The organism is Streptomyces sp. CA-106110 (genome assembly GCF_050936285.1).
Lineage (GTDB): Bacteria > Actinomycetota > Actinomycetes > Streptomycetales > Streptomycetaceae > Streptomyces.
Window position 1 is genome coordinate 5,408,790 of record NZ_JBNJNB010000001.1, and the last position, 19,107, is coordinate 5,427,896.

The window sequence follows — 19,107 nt, forward strand, 5'->3', positions numbered from 1 at the left end:
CCTACGCGGTGATGTCCTTCGTCGTGAAGCGCGCCCATGCCGCCGAGCCGAACACGGCCGCGTACAGAGCCTGGACGCCGAGGTTGCGGATGAGGTCGTCCCAGTAGACCGGATCCCGCATGAGGTCCGCGAAGGACAGCCAGTAGTGCGAGAAGAAGTACGGCTGCAGCGCGTGCAACTGCGGTATCTGGTCGAGGATCTGGACCGTGATCAACAGTCCGACGGTGGTCGCCATCGCCGCGATGCCGCTGTTGGTCAAGGTCGAGATGAACAGGCCCAGGGCCGCGACCCCGATCAGGGAGGCGGCGACGACCAGGGCGATCAGCAGGGCGCGGCCCAGCCCCTCGGCGAAGCTGATACGGGTCCCCGAGATGGTCGTCAGATCGCCGAGCGGGAAGAGCAGGGCGCCCACCGCGAACGCGAAGACCGCGACAACGAGTGTGGCGACCAGGCAGAAGGCGATCGTGGTCGCGTACTTGACCAGCAGCAGCCGGGTACGGCCGGCGGGCGCGACCAAGAGGTAGCGCAGTGTTCCGGAGCCCGCCTCACCCGCGATCGCGTCGCCCGCGATCACGCCGATCGCCATCGGCAGAAAGAAGGGGAGCGTGGCGGCGAGCGCGGTGAACACCAGGAACAGGCCGTTGTTGGTGATCTGCGAGATGAACGCCGGGCCGCCCCCACCGCCGCGTCCGCCGGCGCCCGAACCGTCGCCGGTCTCGAGCTTGACGGCGATCCCGACCAGGATCGGCACACCGGCCAGCACGGCGAGCAGGGCGAGCGTGCGCCAGCGCCGGAAGGTGGTCACCAGCTCGCTGCGCAGCAGACCGAACGTCCACAGCCGGCTGGTTCTCCGGGCGAGCGCAAGCGGGTCGACCCCGGTCGTCTCAGCCTGCGACATCGAAGCCCTCCCCGGTCAGTGCCACGAACGCGTCCTCCAGGGAGGCACGTTCCACGCCGAAGCCGCGGACGCGTATCCCGGCGGTGACCAACGCGGCGTTGAGGTCGGCCAGTTCGCGGTCCGGCGGTTCGCCCGTGATCCGGTCCTCCCCCACCACCATGCCGGTCACGCCCTGTTCCTTCAGGACGCGGGCCGCGTCGGCCACGTCCGGGGTGGTCACGACGAGGCGCCCGCGCGACCCGGAGGCCAGCTCCGCCACCGGACCCTGCGTGATCAGCCGGCCTTGTGCCATGACGGCGGCGTGCGTGCAGACCTGCTCGATCTCGTCGAGCAGATGGGAGGAGAGGAAGACGGTCGTGCCGTCCGAGGCCAGCTCCCGTATCAGCAGACGGATCTCGCGCATGCCCTGCGGGTCGAGGCCGTTGGTCGGCTCGTCCAGGACCAGGAGCCTGCGGGGCTGCAGCAGCGCGGCCGCGAGCCCGAGGCGCTGTTTCATGCCCAGGGAGTACGCCTTCGCCTTCTTGCCCGCCGCGGCGGTGAGCCCGACCCGGTCCAGCGCGGCCGCGACGCGTGTGCGCCGGGTGCGCGGGTCGGCGGTGGGGTCGGCGGCGTCGTACCGCAGGAGGTTGTCACGGCCGGAGAGGAAGCCGTAGAGAGCCGGGCCCTCGATGAGGGCGCCGATGTGCGGGAGCACGGCGCGCGAGGCGCGGGGCATGGGCCGCCCCAGTACGCGCGCCGTGCCCGAGGTGGGCTCGATCAGGCCCATCAGCATGCGGATGGTGGTGGTCTTGCCTGAGCCGTTCGGCCCGAGGAAGCCGAAGACGCTGCCCGCCGGGACGGTCAGGTCGAGTCCGTCCACGGCGAGCTGCCCGCCGCGGAAGCGCTTGCTCAGGGCGCGGGTGGCGATGACCGGGGTGTCCGGGTCGCTCGCCGTGCCCGGCCCCGCATCCGCGGCGGACAGTTCCTCCATGGGCTCTCCAGCTCGTGCCGTGCGTAGGTGCTACTTGCCCGCGTCGGCGGCCTTCACCAGCGCGTCCTTGGTGACCGCGCCCGCGTAGACCTTGCCGTCGTCCGTGATCAGGGCGTTGACCAGGCGGGTCGAGAAGACCGTGCCCGAGCCGAACTTGCCCTTGACGTGGTCGCCGAGCGAGTTCATGAAGCCGGAGACCGCGCCGGAGTCGGACGACGGGCCCGAGGGCACCCCGCCCTTGCTTCCGGTGTCCAGCACGACGATCGCGTTCCAGCCCTCGCCGATGGTCTTCGGCTCCGCACCGCGCCCGAGCCGCTCGTCGGTGCCCTGCGGCTCCGCCTTGTGCTCGTTCCCCTGCTCCGCCTTCAGGTCGTCACCCTGAGTGACCTTCGTGCCCTTGGGCGGCGTGAAGTCGAACGTCGACGCGGCCGGCCTGGCGAACGAGATCTGGGCGAAGCCCACGTCCACCACGGCCGCGCCGCCCGACGCCGGGGTCAGTGTGAACTTCAGCGGCAGCCCGGTCTTCGCGTCCACCGCGATGCTGATCGCGCCGACCGTGGTGCCCGACTGCTTCGGCTTGACGAGCAGCTTGTACGCGTCCCGGCCCGCGACCTGCGCGGTGCCGTCGACCGTCACCGAGGTCGTCTTGTCGGCAGCCTTCAGGGCCTCCTCTGTGAGGTCCTTCGGCGTGGCCGGCACGTCCTCGGGCGTCGCCTTGCCGCTCTCGTGGCCGCCCGCACCGGTCGAGTGGTACGCCTCGTTCGAGGCGCTGTCGTAGGCCCAGACGTTGTCGCCGTTGCGGATGACGCTGTACTCGGCGGCCTTCTCGATCAGGGAGAGCTTCTGCTTGTCCTGGCCGTCGGCGGCGACCCGCACGGTGTGCGTGCCGGAAGCCAGTTCCAGCAGCTTGGCGGACGGGTCGGCGGCCGATCCGTCCTTGCCCGCCGCATCGCCGGAGAGCGCACCCGAGGTCAGGCCGCTCTCCAGACCGCCGAGGTTCGGCAGGCCCAGGTCCGTGCTGATCTTCACCGTGCCGGACATCTGCTGGACGTCCGACTTGGCGATCTTCTCGATGAGTTGCTGCGCGCTGATCTTCGGCAGGTCGGGGTCGCCGGATCCTGCGAACGCCGGGACGAGCCCGATGGTCGCCGCGGCCAGTCCCACCACCGTCACCGGGACGACGTACCGCGCGGCCGTGCGCCGCCCGTCGCGTACGTCCTCGACCTCCTCGGCGGGTGTGCTGTCGTCGGATTCGTACGGTGCCATGTGTGCCTTACCTCCGTCGTCGGCGGCGGCGTGCCGTCCGTGCACTCTCCCCGGCTCTGGTCTCGCTCGCGCCGGAGGGTGCGCCCACCCCTGTGCCGCCCATTCTCACCCGAACTCCTGTGAGGTGGTGTCTTCCATCTGACCAAATCGGCCGGGAAGAAGCGTCAGCCCGCGGACTCAAGTCCGCGTAATCCTCGGGTATGACACGGCGGAGCGGCGCCGGCCGCGACCCGTAGGGGTCGTGGGCCGGCGCCGCCCTCAGGAACGCGTGAGCCGCCGGGTTCGCGGTCAGCGCTGCACGAAGACGTAGTCGGCCCGGTAGGGGACGCCCACGACGGTTCCGGGGGTGCAGGAGCCGGTCGGCGCCACGCCGCCCACCGTGTTCAGGCGCAGGATCTCCGCGGTGTCCGCGAGCAGACCGTGGTGCCTGCCTGACCGGTTGGCCTTCAGGTCGAGCTCGGGGATGTTCCTGTCCCCGTTGGGGGTCTTGGTCAGAACCGTGCCGGTGACGGCGCTGCGGTCGGGGGCGACCCACTGGGGCGTACCGGAGTCGGGTTTCACGAAGGAATGCAGGATCCCGCCGCCGAGCAGGGCGGCGACATCGCGCTGGGCGAAGGCGTAGCCGCCGCCGGCGGCCGGCTTGCACTCGTAGATCTGCTTGCCCTTGACCACCGAGGCCTGGAAGTTGTCCAGGGCATGGCGGAAGTCGAAGGCGGTGGTGACGTTGTGGAGCTGGCCTCGGACGGCTCCACCCGGGAATTCGGCGGTGTGCAGATTGGCGTAGAAGGCGCCGGGGTCGCTCTTGAGCCGCGACAGCAGGGCGGCGTCCGCGACCTTCACGGTTCCGACGACGGTGTGGCCCTTGACGCCCTTCTCCAGCAGCTTGCTGAAGTCGATCTTGACCCCTCCGTTGGCGCCCTTGGGGCCCTGGTGGATGTGGAGCAGGGTGGGCCTGCCCGTGCCGCGCCAGGTGACGGCGACGGAGACCTTGTCGCCCTTGACCCTGACGAACTCCAGGGCGGCGCCGTCCTTGTCACCCACCGCGGGGCCGCCGGCGACGGGCACCTCGTCGGCGCCGCGCAGGCTCGCGACAAGGATCGTTCCGCCGGAGCTGGTGCCGGTGAGGGTGCCGCTCTGGGTGACGACGGCCTGGTCGGCGTGCCCGGCATGGTCGGTGCCGTGCTGCGCGTTGGCGTGCCCGGCGGCGAAGGCCGGGATGACCGCGGCGGCGACCGAGGCCGCGGCGCCCACGGCGATGCCGGTGATGATCAGGCTCTTGCGGCGCTCGGTGAACGGAGCGTCTGTACGCATGTTTGGAAATCTCCCCGTATCCGAGCTGACGCCCCCTGCGTCAGCTTCTGGGCATGGATACGGACCCGATCCGAGACTGGACTCAATCCAATGATGTGACCTGTCTCACATTCTGCGGGCAGGTATGGCGGAACGGTCACGGATGTGCCGGGCGTGTCACAAGAACCCGATGTGGCGGGCGGTACCGACCGGCCGGTACCGCCGCGCGGCGCCGACGGGTCAGCCCGCTCGGTGCACCACCGCGTCGCACATCTCCATCAGAGCCGCCTTCGCACCGCACTCCGGCAGCGGGACCAGAGCCGAGCGGGCGTCCTCCGCATAGCGGATCGTGTCGCGGCGGGCCTGCTCCAGCGCGGGATGCACCCTGAGGCGGGCGAGCGCCTCCGCATGGCGGGCGTCGTCGGTGAGGTCCGAGTCCAGGAGCTCGCACAGGGCGATGTCCTCGGCCAGCCCCAGACGCTCCGCGCGCTCACGCAGACGCAGGACCGGCAGCGTGGCGATGCCCTCGCGCAGGTCCGTCCCGGGCGTCTTCCCGGACTCGTGCGAGTCCGAGGCGATGTCCAGCACGTCGTCGGCCAGCTGGAACGCCACGCCCAGCCGCTCGCCGTACTGCGTCAGCACGTCCACGACCGTCTCGTCGGCACCCGACATCATCGCCCCGAAGCGGCAGGCCACCGCCACCAGGGAGCTCGTCTTGCCGCCGAGCACGTCGAGGTAGTGGTCCACCGGGTCGCGGCCGTCCCGGGGGCCGGCCGTCTCCAGGATCTGGCCGGTGACCAGCCGTTCGAACGCCTCGGCCTGGATGCGCACCGCCTCGGGGCCGAGGTCGGCCAGGATGTGCGACGCCCTCGCGAACAGGAAGTCACCGGTGAGGACCGCGACCGCGTTGCCCCAGCGGGTGTTCGCGCTGTCGACCCCGCGCCGCACCTCGGCCTCGTCCATCACGTCGTCGTGGTACAGCGTGGCGAGATGGGTCAGCTCCACGACCACGGCCGAGGGCACGATGCCGGGCGCGTACGGATCGCCGAACTGCGCGGCGAGCATCACGAGCAGCGGCCGGAAACGCTTGCCGCCCGCGTGCACGAGGTGCTGCGCGGCCTCCGTGATGAAGGGCACCTCGCTCTTGGTGGCGTCCAGCAACCCCTCCTCGACAGCGGCCAGTCCGGCCTGGACATCGGCCTCCAGAGCCTGGTCCCGCACGCTCAGCCCGAACGGCCCGACGACGGTCACGTGGGGTCTCCTGTCTGCTGACGTCTGCTGACGATCACACGGTCGGTCTCAAGCACGGTCACTCGGTCGATGACGCTGTCTGTCGACGTGGCTCACCGAGTTTGTCGATCTGTCGTTGCCATCACTCAAGTCAGCGTATCCGGTCACGTTTCGATCGCCGCGAGCGCCCACTGTTCTAGGCCGGGCGGTATCGAATCACGAACGGTATGTTCTTGATCAGGTGATATGAACACATCTTCATCGACATACCTGGAAATAACCTCTCGCAGCCGGTGCCGGCCCCCTCACGTCCCCCGTGTACCCCGCCGGACGCACCCCACCGGGTCGCGGGCGCCGAACCGCACACACCGGTCGCCGTCACCCGGCCGCGCGTGAACGGGAGGTCACCGCCCCGCGGCCGCGCCGCCGCCCCGGTCGGCTGCGGACATCGCCGAGGAGCCGAGGTACGCACATGCACATCCGTACGTCCTTCCCCCACGCGACGGCTCACGGTGATTTCTGGATCCCGCTCCAGGACGGCACTCGTCTGTATGCGCGCGCGTGGCGCCCGCTGACCGCCGAGCCGGTCCCGGCCCTCCTCGAGTACCTCCCCGGCCGCCTGACCGACTCCACCACGCCCCGCGACTGGCAGCGGCACCCCTGGTACGCGGGGCACGGCTATGTCTCCGTACGGGTGGACGCGCGCGGGCACGGCAACTCGGACGGCCGGCCCGCCGACGCGTACACGGCCACCGGGCTGTCCGACGGTGCCGAGGTCGTCGAGTGGCTGGGTGCTCAACCCTGGTGCGACGGCCGTGTGGGCATGTTCGGCATCGGCCTGGGCGGCACCGCCTCGCTCAGGGTCGCGGCCCTCGCGCCCGAGCCGCTGGGGGCGGTCGTCGCGGTGTGCGCCGGGGACGAGCGCCTGGACAACGACCTGCACCACCTGGGGGGTTCCGTCCTCGCCGGGGACCTGCCCGCCCGTGCGTCGGCCCTGGTCGCCCTCGCGGCCCGTCCGCCGGACCCGGCACATGTGGGCACGGTGTGGCGGGACGTCTGGGCCGACCGCCTGGAGGCGCTCGACCCGCTCGTCGACACCTGGCCGGCCCACCCGGTGTGGGACGGCCCCTGGGGCCACGGCGGCATCCGGGAGGACCTCGGTGCGCTCCGGGCGGCCGTGCTCGCGGTGGGCGGCGGGCACGACCCGTACCGGGACGCCGTCCTCGGGCTCGTGGAGCACCTTCCGGCCGATCGCGTACGCGGTCTGATCGGGCCCTGGTCGCACCAGTACCCGGACCACGGGCTGCCGGGTCCGGCGATCGGTTTCCTCCAGGAGACGCTGCGCTGGTGGGACCACTGGCTCAAGGGCGAGGACACGGGGGTCATGGCCGAGCCGCCGCTGCGGGTGTACATCAGCGACCCGCACCCTCCGGCGACGCACTACGACGCCCTCCCGGGCCGCTGGGTCGGCGAGCCGTCCTGGCCTTCGCCGAACGTCACCCGGGTCCCGTACGCGCTCCAGGGCGCGCCCGTGCCTGTCCGGTCCCCGATGCACACCGGCCTCGACTCGGGCGGCTTCGCCCCCCGTGGCGACCACGCCGATCTGCCGCCGGACCAGCGCGAGGAGGACGCGAGGTCGGTGTGCTTCGAGTTCGAACCCGCTGAGGAGACCTGGGTGCTGGGGCGTCCCCGGGTGCGGCTGCGGCTGACCTGTCCGGTGCCGGGCGGCCAAGTGGTCGCCCGTCTCTGCGACGTGGCGCCCGACGGGTCTTCGACGCTGGTCACCCGTGGAGTCCTGAACCTGTGGGCGCGCCGCGGTCCCGATCGGCCCGCCCCCTGGATTCCGGGCACGACGGAGGACGTGGTCTTCGAACTGAGCGGTGTGGGCCATGCCTTCCCGCCCGGCCATCGCATCCGCCTGGCCGTCTCCTCCGCGTACTGGCCGTGGGCGTGGCCCCGGCCCGGTTCGGAGGCGGGCTTCACGCTGGACCCGGCCGGAAGCTCGCTGGAACTCCCGGTGCGGACCCGGGAGCAGGGGCCGCGCATCGCCTTCGAGGAACCGGAGCAGTCCGAGCCGCTCGGCGTCAGCGATCCGGCCACGCTCGACGAACCCCGCCCGGAGCGCCTGGTGGTGCGGGACGTGGCGAAGGGCGAGTGGCTCCTGGTCGTCGACCCGCGCCGGGACGGCACCCGCGTGTATCCCGACGGCCTCGAAGTGAGCGAGGACGCGCTGGAGGCCTACACCATCGAGGACTCGGGTCCGTTGACCGCCCGCATCCGCTGCGACTGGTCGGTCCGGCTGCACCGCCCGGAGTCGGGCTGGGACGCGAGGGTGGAGACGCACGCGGAGCTCACCTGCACCGAGACGGACTTCGTCACCTCTCACGAGGTCGTCTGCAAGGACGGCTATGAGGTGGTGTTCCACCGCACATGGGAGAAACGGATCCCCCGCGGAACGGGATAGAGGCGAGGCATCCGATCGCCACCCCAAGCCCTTATAGGGCAATATGCCCGATTGATCGGAATGCCGGACGGGAGAGGTGTGCGCATCCGCCTGTCCGAATTGCCGTATTAGCCCCTTAGTTGCCGATCAGGTCTCACGCAAGGGCGAAGTGAATTGGGTCACGCACCCGCCGGAGGCGAGCTTTCGGGCGGGCCACCCAATCACCCTTTGCATATGCCAAGTTGAGCATCTCTCGACAAAGAGGATCACACCCCTTATTCCCCAATGTCAGGGTCAATCGGGTCGGAGCATGACTTCCAGGCTTGTTCCCGACATGTGCTCTCGCATACCTTCCCTTCGACCCGAGCGGGCCGCCGAATCCTGCCGCCGCTCGAGAAGCCATCGACCCACCACGGCAGGAGCGGGGGACCCAGGTAAGTCGCCGAGCCGGACAGCGTGCCGGCACGGCTTGGGGTGAAGCCGTGCCTCGACACCGAGGACACGGCCGGGCACCTCCCCGCCCGAACCCGACAGCTCACCTCGCAGGCGCCGGAGAGGAATGCCACATGTCCGCTTTCGCCCTGCCCGCACGTCGCCAGGACCGCAACTCCAAGGCCACCCGCATCCGCCGCGCACTCACCGCCGCGGGGACCGGAGCCGTGGTTCTCGCCCTGCCGATCATGGGTGCGACCTGCGCTTCGGCCGCCACGCCGGCCGCTCCGACGAAGGCCGCCAGCGTGACGTCCCGCGCCGGTAGCCTCGACGGCTGGATCCGCCAGTCGCTCGCGATCATGACCCAAAAGGGAATCCCCGGCTCGTACTACGGCATCTACCGCAACGTGATGCGCGAGTCCTCGGGCAACCCGAAGGCCATCAACCTCTGGGACTCCAACGCCCGCAAGGGCATCCCGTCCAAGGGGCTCCTCCAGATCATCGACCCGACCTTCCGGACGTACCACGTGTCGGGCACGCCCTTCGACCCCTACGACCCGGTCGCGAACATCACGGCCGCGTGCAACTACGCCGCCCACCGGTACGGCTCGATCGACAACGTCAACAGCGCCTACTGAGGTCCGCGGGCCGCCAGCCCCTGACCGGCAGCCGCCGGCCGGGGGATGGCGGCCGGGAACAGTCGCTCGAGGACGACGGCGATGCCGTCGTCCTCGTTCGACGTGGTGATCTCGTCGGCGACCGCCTTGAGTTCCGGGTGGGCGTTGGCCATGGCGACGCCGTGCGCCGCCCAGTCGAACATGGGGATGTCGTTGGGCATGTCCCCGAAAGCGATGGCCCCTGACGGGCTCAGGCCCAGGAAACCGGCGGCCAGCGCGAGCCCTGTCGCCTTGGTGACACCGCACGGCTGCAGCTCGACGGTGCCGGGTCCCGACATGGTGACCGTCGCCAGGGAACCGACCACGTCACGGGCCACCGTCGCCAACTCGTCGTCGGACAGGGTGTGGTGGCGCAGCAGCACCTTGCTGATGGGCTCGCACCACAGGTCGTCGCGCCGCTCCACCCGCACCGCGGGCAGCGTGGGATGCGGCATTTGGTAGCCGGGCTCGATGAGCGTGAGCCCGTGCACTCCGTCCTGGTCCACGGCCGCGTACACCTGCCCCACCTCGGCCTCGATCTTGCCGAGCGCGGTTTCGGCCAACTCCCGGTCCAGGGTGACGGAGAAAAGCAGCCGCTGAGCGCCGGCGTCGTACACCTGCGCGCCCTGTCCGCACACCGCAAGCCCCCTGCCGCCGAGGTCGTCGAGCAGCGGTCGCACCCTCGGCGCCGGGCGCCCCGTCACCACCAGGTGCTGTGCACCGGCCGCGGTGGCTCGTTCCAGCGCGGCCCGTGACCAGTCGGAGAGCGTGTCGTCACCACGCAGCAGCGTTCCGTCCAGGTCAGTGGCGATGAGTGAGTAAGCGAGGGGTGCGGCCATGATCAGAGAATACGGATGGAAACACCTCAGCGTTCGGGCGGTTACCGGACGGCATCCGATATCCCGCGCAGCCCGGCACGCACGGGTATCCTCCTTCGCGTCACGGCCCCCGGGAACGGCGGCCGGCGGCTCGACTCCCCCTGCCCCACGCGCCGTTGAGCCTTTCCGTATGAGCCCCGGTACGTCGCGGTCCGCGTCGAACGGCACACTGCCGGCGCTGTCGGCCACGGGGCCCCCACGTGTCCCCCTATGGACCGGCCCCACCCCGCCCGTATCCCTGAAAGACGCCAAGCCGGAATTGATTGCTCCGACAAGACCTATTCGGACATAGCGAACACTTCGACACTGCCCAGACAGGCGACTCCCCCGTAACGTGTGCGGCGACCACATGGAACACATTTCCCATGCCCGGCACACCAGAAGTGCACGAAAGCGAGGCAGCATCAGATGCCCCCCTTCGACCTCCCCGAGGGCGACCCCTTCGGCCCGCACAATCTGCCCTACGGCGTGTTCTCGCCCATCGGCTCGGACGATCGGAGCGTCGGCGTCCGCCTGGGCGACCACGTACTGGACGCGGGCGCCGCGGCGCTGGCGCTCGGCTCCCCTTACGCCGCCCTGCTAGCACGGCCGTCGCTCGGCCCGCTGCTGGCGGCGGGGCGCACCGCCTGGTCGGACGTGCGCCGGGCGCTGACGGCGTGGGTGACGGTGCCCGCGCACCGGGAGACCGTCGAACCCCTTCTGCGCCCGCTCTCCCAGGTCACGCTGCACCTGCCCTTCGAGGTGGCGGACTACGTCGACTTCTACGCCTCCGAGAACCACGCCCGCAATGTCGGCCGGATCTTCCGCCCCGACGCGCCCGACTCGCTGCCTCCCAACTGGAAGCACCTGCCCATCGGTTACCACGGCCGGTCGGGCACGGTGGTGGTGTCGGGCACCGATGTCGTCCGTCCGCAGGGCCAGCGCAAGGCGCCCACGGACCCGGTGCCGGTCTTCGGGCCCTCCGTCCGCCTGGACATCGAGGCCGAGGTGGGATTCGTGGTGGGCGTGCCGTCGCAGATGGGCCGGCCGGTCCCGCTGTCCGGCTTCCGCGACCATGTGTTCGGTCTCTGCCTCCTCAACGACTGGTCGGCACGGGACATCCAGTCCTGGGAGTACGTGCCGCTCGGACCGTTCCTCGGCAAGTCGTTCGCCACCTCCGTCTCGGCGTGGATCACCCCGCTGGACGCGCTGGAGCAGGCACAGGTGGCGCCGCCGGAGCGCACGCACACCCTGTTGCCGTACCTCGACGACTCGCAGGACGAACCGGCGGGCTACGACCTGCACATCTCCGTGGCGGTCAACGGCCATGTGATCTCCGAACCGCCGTTCTCGACCATGTACTGGACGGCGGCGCAGCAGTTGGCGCACATGACGGTGAACGGCGCGTCGCTGCGGACGGGCGACCTGTACGGGTCGGGCACCGTGAGCGGCACGGCCGAGGGCGAGCGCGGCTCACTCCTGGAACTGACCTGGAACGGGCGGGACCCGCTCGAACTCCCGGACGGCAAGCGGACGTTCCTGGAGGACGGGGACGTGGTGACGATGACGGCGTGGGCACCGGGGCCGGACGGGACGCGGGTGGGCCTCGGAGAGGTGTCAGGCCGGGTGGTACCGAACAGCTGAGCCGGCGGCATCCCGGAGAGCGGGCAGGAGACGCTGCTGGGGGGAGGCCGCGGTGCGGGCGCTGTGGCCGCCCGTCGCCGAAGGACGCCCCCCGGCAGCACCTACGCCCAGTCCTCCGGTTCGGGCTCGTCCTCGGGCTCCGGCCACGCCGGGTCGGGGCCCTGACCGGACACCGGCCCACCGTCCGCGGAATCCTCCTCCGTCGGCCCGTCGAGGGCGGCCAGGACCCCGAGCACCCCCTCCCCGTACGTCGCGAGTTTCTTCTCGCCCACTCCGCCGATCGCGCCGAGCTCCGCCACCGTCTTCGGGCGGGCCGTCGCGATCTCGCGGAGCGTCGCGTCGTGGAAGATCACATAGGCCGGGACGCCCTGTTCCCTCGCTCGGGACGCACGCCAGGAGCGCAGGGCCTCGAAGACCGGCAGCAGCTCGGCCGGAAGCTCCGCCGCCACCTTCGGCGCACGCTCACCCTTCGGGGCCGCGGACCGGGTGACCGTGGGTTTGGGCGGCTCCTTGCGCAGGGGCACCTCGCGCTCCCGCCGCAGCACCGCACCGCTGGCCTCGGTCAGCACCAGCGTCCCGTACTCGCCCTCGACCGCCAGCAGGCTCTGCGCCAGCAACTGCCGTATGACGCCGCGCCATTCGCCCTCGGACAGCTCCTCGCCGATGCCGAACACGGACAGCTGGTCGTGGTCGAACTGGATCACCTTGGCCGTGCGCCGCCCCAGCAGAATGTCGACGATCTGCACCGCGCCGAACTTCTGCCGCCGCTCCCGGTCCAGCCTCCACACCGTGGACAGCACCTTCTGGGCCGCGATGGTGCCGTCCCAGGTGTCCGGCGGCACCAGGCAAGTGTCGCAGTTGCCGCAGCCGCCGGTCCCGGGGTCCTGGCCGAAGTAGGCCAGCAGCTGACCGCGACGGCACCGGGCGGTCTCGCACAGAGCCAGCATCGCGTCCAGGTGCGCCTGGGCCCGGCGGCGGAACTCCTCGTCGGACTCCCCGGACTGGATGAGCTTGCGCTGCTGTATGACGTCGTTCAGCCCGTACGCCATCCAGGCCGTGGAGGGCGACCCGTCGCGGCCCGCGCGGCCGGTCTCCTGGTAGTAGCCCTCGACCGACTTCGGCAGGTCCAGATGCGCGACGAACCGTACGTCCGGCTTGTCGATACCCATCCCGAACGCGATGGTGGCGACGACGACCAGTCCGTCCTCGCGCAGGAACCGGGACTGGTGCGCAGCGCGTGTGCCCGCGTCCAGGCCCGCGTGGTACGGCACCGCCTCGATGCCGTTGCGGGTCAGGAACTCGGCCGTCTTCTCCACCGAGTTCCGCGAGAGGCAGTAGACGATGCCCGCGTCGCCTGCGTGCTCCTCGCGCAGGAATGTGAGCAGCTGCTTCTTGGGGTCGGCCTTCGGGACGATCCGGTACTGGATGTTGGGACGGTCGAAGCTCGACACGAAGTGACGGGCGCTCGGCATGCCGAGCCGCTGGGTGATCTCCTGGTGCGTGGCCTGCGTCGCCGTCGCCGTCAGCGCGATTCGGGGGACCTCCGGCCAGCGCTCGCCGAGCAGGGACAGGGCCAGATAGTCGGGCCGGAAGTCATGGCCCCACTGGGACACGCAGTGCGCCTCGTCGATGGCGAACACCGAGATCTTGCCGCGTGAGAGCAGGTCGAGGGTGGCGTCCAGGCGCAGCCGCTCGGGGGCCAGATAGAGCAGGTCCAGCTCGCCGGCCAGGAACTCCGCCTCCACCATGCGCCGCTCTTCGAAGTCCTGCGTGGAGTTGACGAACCCTGCGCGCACGCCGAGCGCCCGCAGCGCGTCCACCTGGTCCTGCATCAGCGCGATCAGGGGCGAGACGACCACGCCCGTGCCGGGTCTGACCAGGGCCGGGATCTGGTAGCAGAGCGACTTGCCGGCGCCGGTGGGCATGAGCACCACGGCGTCGTCGCCGGCCACCACATGCTCGATGATCGCTTCCTGCTCGCCGCGGAAGGTCTCGTAGCCGAAGACCCGGTTCAACGCGGCCAGCGCCTCGCTGTCGCCGCCCGGCGCCGGCCGCACGCCTGCCTCGGTCATCACACCCGTCCCGTCCATCGCCCGTCCCCCGTGCGTCGTCCTTCGACCACGACGTCCACGATAGGGGGCCGCGCCGACAGGTCCGGAGTTTTCCACAGGCTCCCCTGCCCACCCCAGGTCAAGGACCGGCGGTCGTGACGCGTCGCGCGCCGAACCGGTGAGCCGCACGCACGACGGCCCGGCACCCCCCCGAGCGGGCACCGGGCCGTCGCCCTGCGGGCGCTGTGCGTCAGCGCACGAACACACCCGCTTGGCTCGCCAGATCCAGGAAGTACTGCGGCGCCACACCCAGTACCAGCGTGACCGCCACGCCTGCCCCGATCGCCGTCATCGTCAGCGGTGAGGGCACCGCCACCGTCGGGCCCTCGGGGTGCGGCTCGCTGAAGAACATCAGCACGATCACCCGGATGTAGAAGAACGCGGCGATCGCCGACGAGATCACACCGATCACCACCAGCGGGACCGCCCCGCCCTCCGCCGCCGCCTTGAACACGGCGAACTTCCCGGCGAACCCGGAGGTCAGCGGGATGCCCGCGAAGGCCAGCAGAAACACCGCGAACACGGCCGCCACCAGGGGTGACCTGCGTCCGAGCCCGGCCCACTTGGACAGGTGCGTGGCCTCGCCGCCCGCGTCCCGGACGAGCGTCACAACGGCGAAGGCGCCGATCGTCACGAACGAGTACGCGGCCAGATAGAAGAGGACCGAGGACACGCCGTCCCGTGTCGTCGCGATGACACCCGCGAGGATGAAGCCCGCGTGCGCGATCGACGAGTAGGCGAGCAGGCGCTTGATGTCGGTCTGGGTGATCGCGACGATCGCGCCGCCCAGCATGGTGACGATCGCGACCGCCCACATCACCGGACGCCAGTCCCAGCGCATGCCCGGCAGCACGACGTACAGCAGCCGCAGCAGGGCGCCGAACGCCGCCACCTTGGTCGCCGCCGCCATGAAACCGGTCACCGGGGTCGGTGCTCCCTGGTACACGTCCGGTGTCCACATGTGGAAGGGCACCGCGGCCACCTTGAACAGCAGGCCCATCACGACCATCGCGGCGCCGATCAGCAGCAGCGCGTCATTGCCCATGGTGCCCGCGAGCGCCGGGTCGACGTTCGTGACCGTGCCGTCCACGACCCGGGCGATCGTGCCGTAGGACACCGAGCCCGCGTAGCCGTACAGCAGCGCGATGCCGAACAGCGTGAACGCGGAGGCGAAGGCGCCGAGCAGGAAGTACTTGACCGCGGCCTCCTGCGACATGAGCCGCTTGCGGCGGGCCAGGGCGCACAGCAGGTACAGCGGCAGCGAGAAGACTTCCAGGGCGACGAACAGGGTCAGCAGGTCGTTCGCCGAGGGGAAGACGAGCATGCCGCCCACCGCGAACAGCAGCAGCGGGAACGCCTCGGTCGTCGTGAAGCCCGCCTTCACGGCGGCCTTCTCGCTCTCGCTGCCCGGTACGGCCGCCGCCTGCGCGGCGAAGGAGTCGACCCGGTTGCCGTGCGCCGCCGGGTCCAGGCGCCGCTCGGCGAAGGTGAACACGCCGAGCAGACCGGCCAGCAGGATCGTCCCCTGAAGGAACAGGGACGGCCCGTCGACCGCGATGGCGCCCATGGCCGCGATGTGCGCCTTGGTGGTGCCGTACCCGCCGGCCGCGAGCGCCACGACCGCGGCGAACGCGGCGGCGAGCGCGACCGTCGATACGAACGCCTGGGCGTAGTAACGGGACTTGCGCGGCACAAAGGCCTCGATCAGCACTCCGATCAGTGCCCCACCCAGGACGATCAAGGTGGGTGACAACTGACCGTATTCGATCTTCGGCGCGCCGATCTTCGAGATCGGATCGGCCGCGGTTGTCCACAGGCTGTGGACGACTGCTGTGCTCACTTGGCCGCCTCCACCTCGGGCTTGGGGTCGGTCTGATGTACGTCGGACATGGTCTGCTGGACCGCCGGGTTCACGATGTCGGTGACCGGCTTCGGGTAGACGCCCAGGAAGATCAGCAACGCGATCAGCGGGGCGACCACCAGAAGTTCACGCACGCGCAGGTCCGGCATCTGGGCGACCTCCGGTTTCACCGGGCCCGTCATCGTCCGCTGGTAGAGGACGAGGGTGTAGAGCGCGGCGAGGACGATGCCGAAGGTGGCGATGATGCCGATGGCCGGATGGCGTGCGAACGTGCCGACCAGGACCAGGAACTCACTGACGAACGGCGCGAGCCCCGGCAGCGAGAGCGTCGCCAGGCCGCCGATCAGGAAGGTGCCAGCGAGTACCGGCGCCACCTTCTGCACGCCTCCGTAGTCCGCGATCAGACGCGAGCCGCGGCGCGAGATCAGGAAGCCGGCCACCAGCATCAGGGCAGCGGTCGAGATGCCGTGGTTGACCATGTAGAGGGTCGCACCGGACTGACCCTGGCTGGTCATCGCGAAGATGCCCATGATGATGAAGCCGAAGTGCGAGATCGACGCGTAGGCCACCAGGCGCTTGATGTCCCGCTGGCCCACGGCGAGCAGTGCACCGTAGATGATGCTAATCAGTGCCAGGATGAGGATGGCGGGCGTCGCCCACTTGCTGGCCTCCGGGAACAGCTGGAGGCAGAAGCGGAGCATGGCGAACGTGCCGACCTTGTCGACGACCGCCGTGATCAGGACGGCGACCGGGGCGGTGGCCTCTCCCATGGCGTTGGGCAGCCAGGTGTGCACCGGCCACAGCGGCGCCTTCACCGCGAAGGCGAAGAAGAAGCCGAGGAACAGCCAGCGTTCGGTGCTGGTCGCCATGTGGAGCGAGCCGTTCGCCCGCGCCTGCACGATCTCCGGGAGCGAGAAGTTCCCCGCCTGCACGTAGAGGCCGATCACCGCGGCCAGCATGATCAGGCCGCCGACCAGGTTGTAGAGGAGGAACTTGACGGCGGCGTACGACCGCTGCGTGGACGCCACCTTCTCGCCGTGCTCGTGGGCACGGTCCCCGAAGCCGCCGATGAGGAAGTACATCGGGATGAGCATGGCTTCGAAGAAGATGTAGAAGAGGAAGACGTCGGTGGCCTCGAAGGAGAGGATCACCATCGCCTCGACGGCCAGGATCAGGGCGAAGAAGCCCTGCGTCGGCCGCCAGCGGCGGCTTCCGGTCTCCAGCGGGTCGGCGTCGTGCCAGCCCGCCAGGATCACGAACGGCATCAGCAGGGCGGTCAGCGCGATGAGCGCCACGGCGATGCCGTCCACCCCGAGTTCGTACCGCACCCCGAAGTCCCTGATCCAGGCGTGGGACTCGGTGAGCTGGTAGCGGGAGCCGCCCGGATCGAAGCGGACCACGACCAGCGCGGCGAGCGCGAGCGTGGCGAGCGAGACGACCAGTGCCAGCCATTTGGCGGCGGTCCGCTGTGCGGCCGGGACCGCGGCCGTGGCGATCGCTCCCAGGGCCGGGAGTGCCGCCGCCGAAGTCAGCAGAGGAAAGGACATCGGTATCAGACCGCCCTCATCAGCAGGGTCAGGGCGACGAGCAGCGCCGCACCGCCGAACATCGAGACCGCGTACGACCGTGCGTAGCCGTTCTGCAGCCGGCGGAGCCGACCGGAGAGGCCACCGATCGAGGCCGCGGTGCCGTTGACGACACCGTCGACCAGGGTGTGGTCCACGTACACCAGGGAGCGTGTGAGGTGTTCTCCGCCGCGGACGAGGACGACGTGGTTGAAGTCGTCCTGGAGCAGGTCGCGCCGGGCCGCCCGGGTGAGCAGCGATCCGCGCGGGGCGACGACCGGCACCGGGCGGCGGCCGTACTGGGCGTAGGCGATGCCGGCGCCCACGACGAGCAGCACCATGGTGGCGATCGTGACCGTCAGGGCACTGACCGGGGAGTTGCCCTCCGAGTGCCCGGTGACCGGCTCCAGCCAGTGCAGGAAGCGGTCGCCGACCGAGAAGAACCCGCCCGCGAACACCGAACCGAAGGCCAGCACGATCATCGGGATCGTCATGACCCCCGGCGACTCGTGCGGGTGCGGTTCATGGCCGTGCTCGTCCGGCTGCCAGCGCTTCTCGCCGAAGAAGGTCATGATCATCACGCGCGTCATGTAGTACGCGGTGATGGCCGCGCCCAGAAGGGCCGCGCCGCCCAGGATCCAGCCCTCGGTGCCGCCCTTGGCGAAGGCCGCCTCGATGATCTTGTCTTTGGAGAAGAAGCCGGACAGGCCCGGGAAGCCGATGATGGCGAGGTAGCCGAGGCCGAAGGTGACGAACGTGACCGGCATGTACTTCCGCAGGCCGCCGTACTTGCGCATGTCGACCTCGTCGTTCATGCCGTGCATCACCGAGCCGGCACCGAGGAAGAGCCCCGCCTTGAAGAAGCCGTGCGTCACCAGGTGCATGATCGCGAAGACATAGCCGATGGGGCCGAGACCCGCGGCGAGCACCATGTACCCGATCTGCGACATGGTGGAGCCGGCCAGCGCCTTCTTGATGTCGTCCTTGGCGCAACCGACGATCGCACCGAACAGGAGCGTGACGGCACCCACCACGGTGACCACCAGCTGGGCGTCCGGTGCCGCGTTGAAGATCACACCGGAGCGGACGATCAGATAGACGCCCGCGGTCACCATGGTCGCGGCGTGGATGAGGGCCGAGACCGGGGTCGGGCCCTCCATCGCGTCCCCGAGCCAGGACTGCAGCGGCACCTGTGCGGACTTGCCGCACGCGGCGAGCAGCAGCATCAGGCCGATGGCGGTGAGCTTGCCCTCCCCGGCCTTGCCCACGTCCGCGAAGACCGGCCCGAAGGCGAAGGTCCCGAAGGTCGTGAACATCAGCATGATGGCGATCGACAGGCCCATGTCGCCGACGCGGTTGACGAGGAACGCCTTCTTCGCCGCCGTCGCCGCGCTCGGCTTGTGCTGCCAGAAGCCGATCAGCAGGTACGAGGCGAGACCGACGCCCTCCCAGCCGACATACAGCAGGAGGTAGTTGTCGGCGAGGACGAGCAGCAGCATCGCCGCGAGGAACAGATTCAGATAGCCGAAGAAGCGGCGCCTGCGCTCGTCGTGCTCCATGTACCCGACCGAGTACAGATGGATGAGCGAGCCGACACCGGTGATCAGCAGGACGAACGTCATCGACAGCTGGTCGAGCCGGAAGGCCACGTCGGCCTGGAAGCCGCCCACCGGGACCCAGCTGAACAGGTGCTGCGTCAGGGTCCGGTGGGCGGTGGCCTTGCCCAGCATGTCGGTGAAGAGGACGGCGCCGACCACGAAGGAGGCGGTGGCGAGCACCGTGCCGATCCAGTGGCCGACCGCATCGAGCCTTCTGCCGCCGCACAGCAGGACGGCCGCTCCGAGCAGAGGCGCCGCGATGAGCAGCGCAATCAGGTTCTCCACG

At 70.2% G+C, this 19,107-nt stretch carries 13 protein-coding genes and 1 riboswitch; of the genes, 3 read left to right on the top strand and 10 right to left on the bottom strand.

All coding sequences use genetic code 11. From position 1 onward, the window contains the following. Position 1 precedes the first annotated feature (1 nt). From ACQEXA_RS24890 to ACQEXA_RS24910, 5 genes are all read right to left on the bottom strand, one after another. Positions 2-898: an ABC transporter permease gene (locus ACQEXA_RS24890; protein ID WP_432931210.1), complete on the bottom strand. Its 897-nt coding sequence runs from the start codon at positions 896-898 to the stop codon at positions 2-4. Beyond that, the gene (locus ACQEXA_RS24895) at positions 885-1,868 is read right to left on the bottom strand and encodes an ABC transporter ATP-binding protein (protein ID WP_432931208.1); all 984 of its coding nucleotides are present in this window, start codon (positions 1,866-1,868) and stop codon (positions 885-887) included. Before ACQEXA_RS24895 ends, ACQEXA_RS24890 begins: the two co-directional genes overlap by 14 nt. Before the next feature lie 30 nt (positions 1,869-1,898). After that, positions 1,899-3,134: a LolA family protein gene (locus tag ACQEXA_RS24900; protein ID WP_432931206.1), complete on the bottom strand. Its 1,236-nt coding sequence runs from the start codon at positions 3,132-3,134 to the stop codon at positions 1,899-1,901. Between the two features lie 288 nt (positions 3,135-3,422). Beyond that, on the bottom strand, positions 3,423-4,445 hold the full coding sequence (locus ACQEXA_RS24905; RefSeq protein WP_432931204.1) for a CHRD domain-containing protein: 1,023 nt from the start codon (positions 4,443-4,445) through the stop codon (positions 3,423-3,425). Between the two features lie 219 nt (positions 4,446-4,664). After that, positions 4,665-5,675, bottom strand: a complete 1,011-nt coding sequence (locus tag ACQEXA_RS24910) for a polyprenyl synthetase family protein (protein WP_359395258.1) — start codon at positions 5,673-5,675, stop codon at positions 4,665-4,667. Positions 5,676-6,126: 451 nt separating this feature from the next. On the opposite strand from ACQEXA_RS24910, the gene ACQEXA_RS24915 reads away from it, so the two are divergent. Both ACQEXA_RS24915 and ACQEXA_RS24920 read left to right on the top strand, forming a co-directional pair. Further along, positions 6,127-8,118: a CocE/NonD family hydrolase gene (locus ACQEXA_RS24915; protein ID WP_432931200.1), complete on the top strand. Its 1,992-nt coding sequence runs from the start codon at positions 6,127-6,129 to the stop codon at positions 8,116-8,118. Between the two features lie 372 nt (positions 8,119-8,490). Then, a riboswitch (cyclic di-AMP (ydaO/yuaA leader) is annotated at positions 8,491-8,659 on the top strand. Between the two features lie 19 nt (positions 8,660-8,678). After that, the gene (locus ACQEXA_RS24920) at positions 8,679-9,167 is read left to right on the top strand and encodes a transglycosylase SLT domain-containing protein (RefSeq protein ID WP_432939411.1); all 489 of its coding nucleotides are present in this window, start codon (positions 8,679-8,681) and stop codon (positions 9,165-9,167) included. On the opposite strand, the gene ACQEXA_RS24925 is transcribed toward ACQEXA_RS24920, so the two are convergent. Beyond that, positions 9,161-10,024 (bottom strand): HAD family hydrolase, encoded by an 864-nt coding sequence (locus ACQEXA_RS24925; RefSeq protein WP_433131062.1) that lies wholly within the window; start codon positions 10,022-10,024, stop codon positions 9,161-9,163. The two genes, ACQEXA_RS24920 and ACQEXA_RS24925, sit on opposite strands and share 7 nt — an antisense overlap. Positions 10,025-10,471: 447 nt before the next feature. On the opposite strand from ACQEXA_RS24925, the gene fahA reads away from it, so the two are divergent. Then, on the top strand, positions 10,472-11,686 hold the full coding sequence (fahA, locus tag ACQEXA_RS24930) for a fumarylacetoacetase (protein ID WP_433131064.1): 1,215 nt from the start codon (positions 10,472-10,474) through the stop codon (positions 11,684-11,686). A gap of 101 nt (positions 11,687-11,787) precedes the next feature. Here fahA and recQ read toward each other — a convergent pair whose 3' ends face one another. The 4 genes from recQ to nuoL all read right to left on the bottom strand — a co-directional run bounded on the left by recQ (position 11,788) and on the right by nuoL (position 19,106). Continuing rightward, complete coding sequence (gene recQ, locus ACQEXA_RS24935; RefSeq protein WP_433131066.1) at positions 11,788-13,776, bottom strand: DNA helicase RecQ; 1,989 nt, start codon at positions 13,774-13,776, stop codon at positions 11,788-11,790. Between the two features lie 211 nt (positions 13,777-13,987). Beyond that, positions 13,988-15,637 (bottom strand): NADH-quinone oxidoreductase subunit NuoN, encoded by a 1,650-nt coding sequence (gene nuoN, locus ACQEXA_RS24940; protein ID WP_359395246.1) that lies wholly within the window; start codon positions 15,635-15,637, stop codon positions 13,988-13,990. Then, positions 15,634-17,205 (bottom strand): NADH-quinone oxidoreductase subunit M, encoded by a 1,572-nt coding sequence (locus ACQEXA_RS24945; RefSeq protein ID WP_432931192.1) that lies wholly within the window; start codon positions 17,203-17,205, stop codon positions 15,634-15,636. Before ACQEXA_RS24945 ends, nuoN begins: the two co-directional genes overlap by 4 nt. Positions 17,206-17,210: 5 nt before the next feature. Further along, positions 17,211-19,106, bottom strand: a complete 1,896-nt coding sequence (gene nuoL, locus ACQEXA_RS24950; RefSeq protein WP_433131068.1) for an NADH-quinone oxidoreductase subunit L — start codon at positions 19,104-19,106, stop codon at positions 17,211-17,213. Position 19,107: the final 1 nt, after the last annotated feature.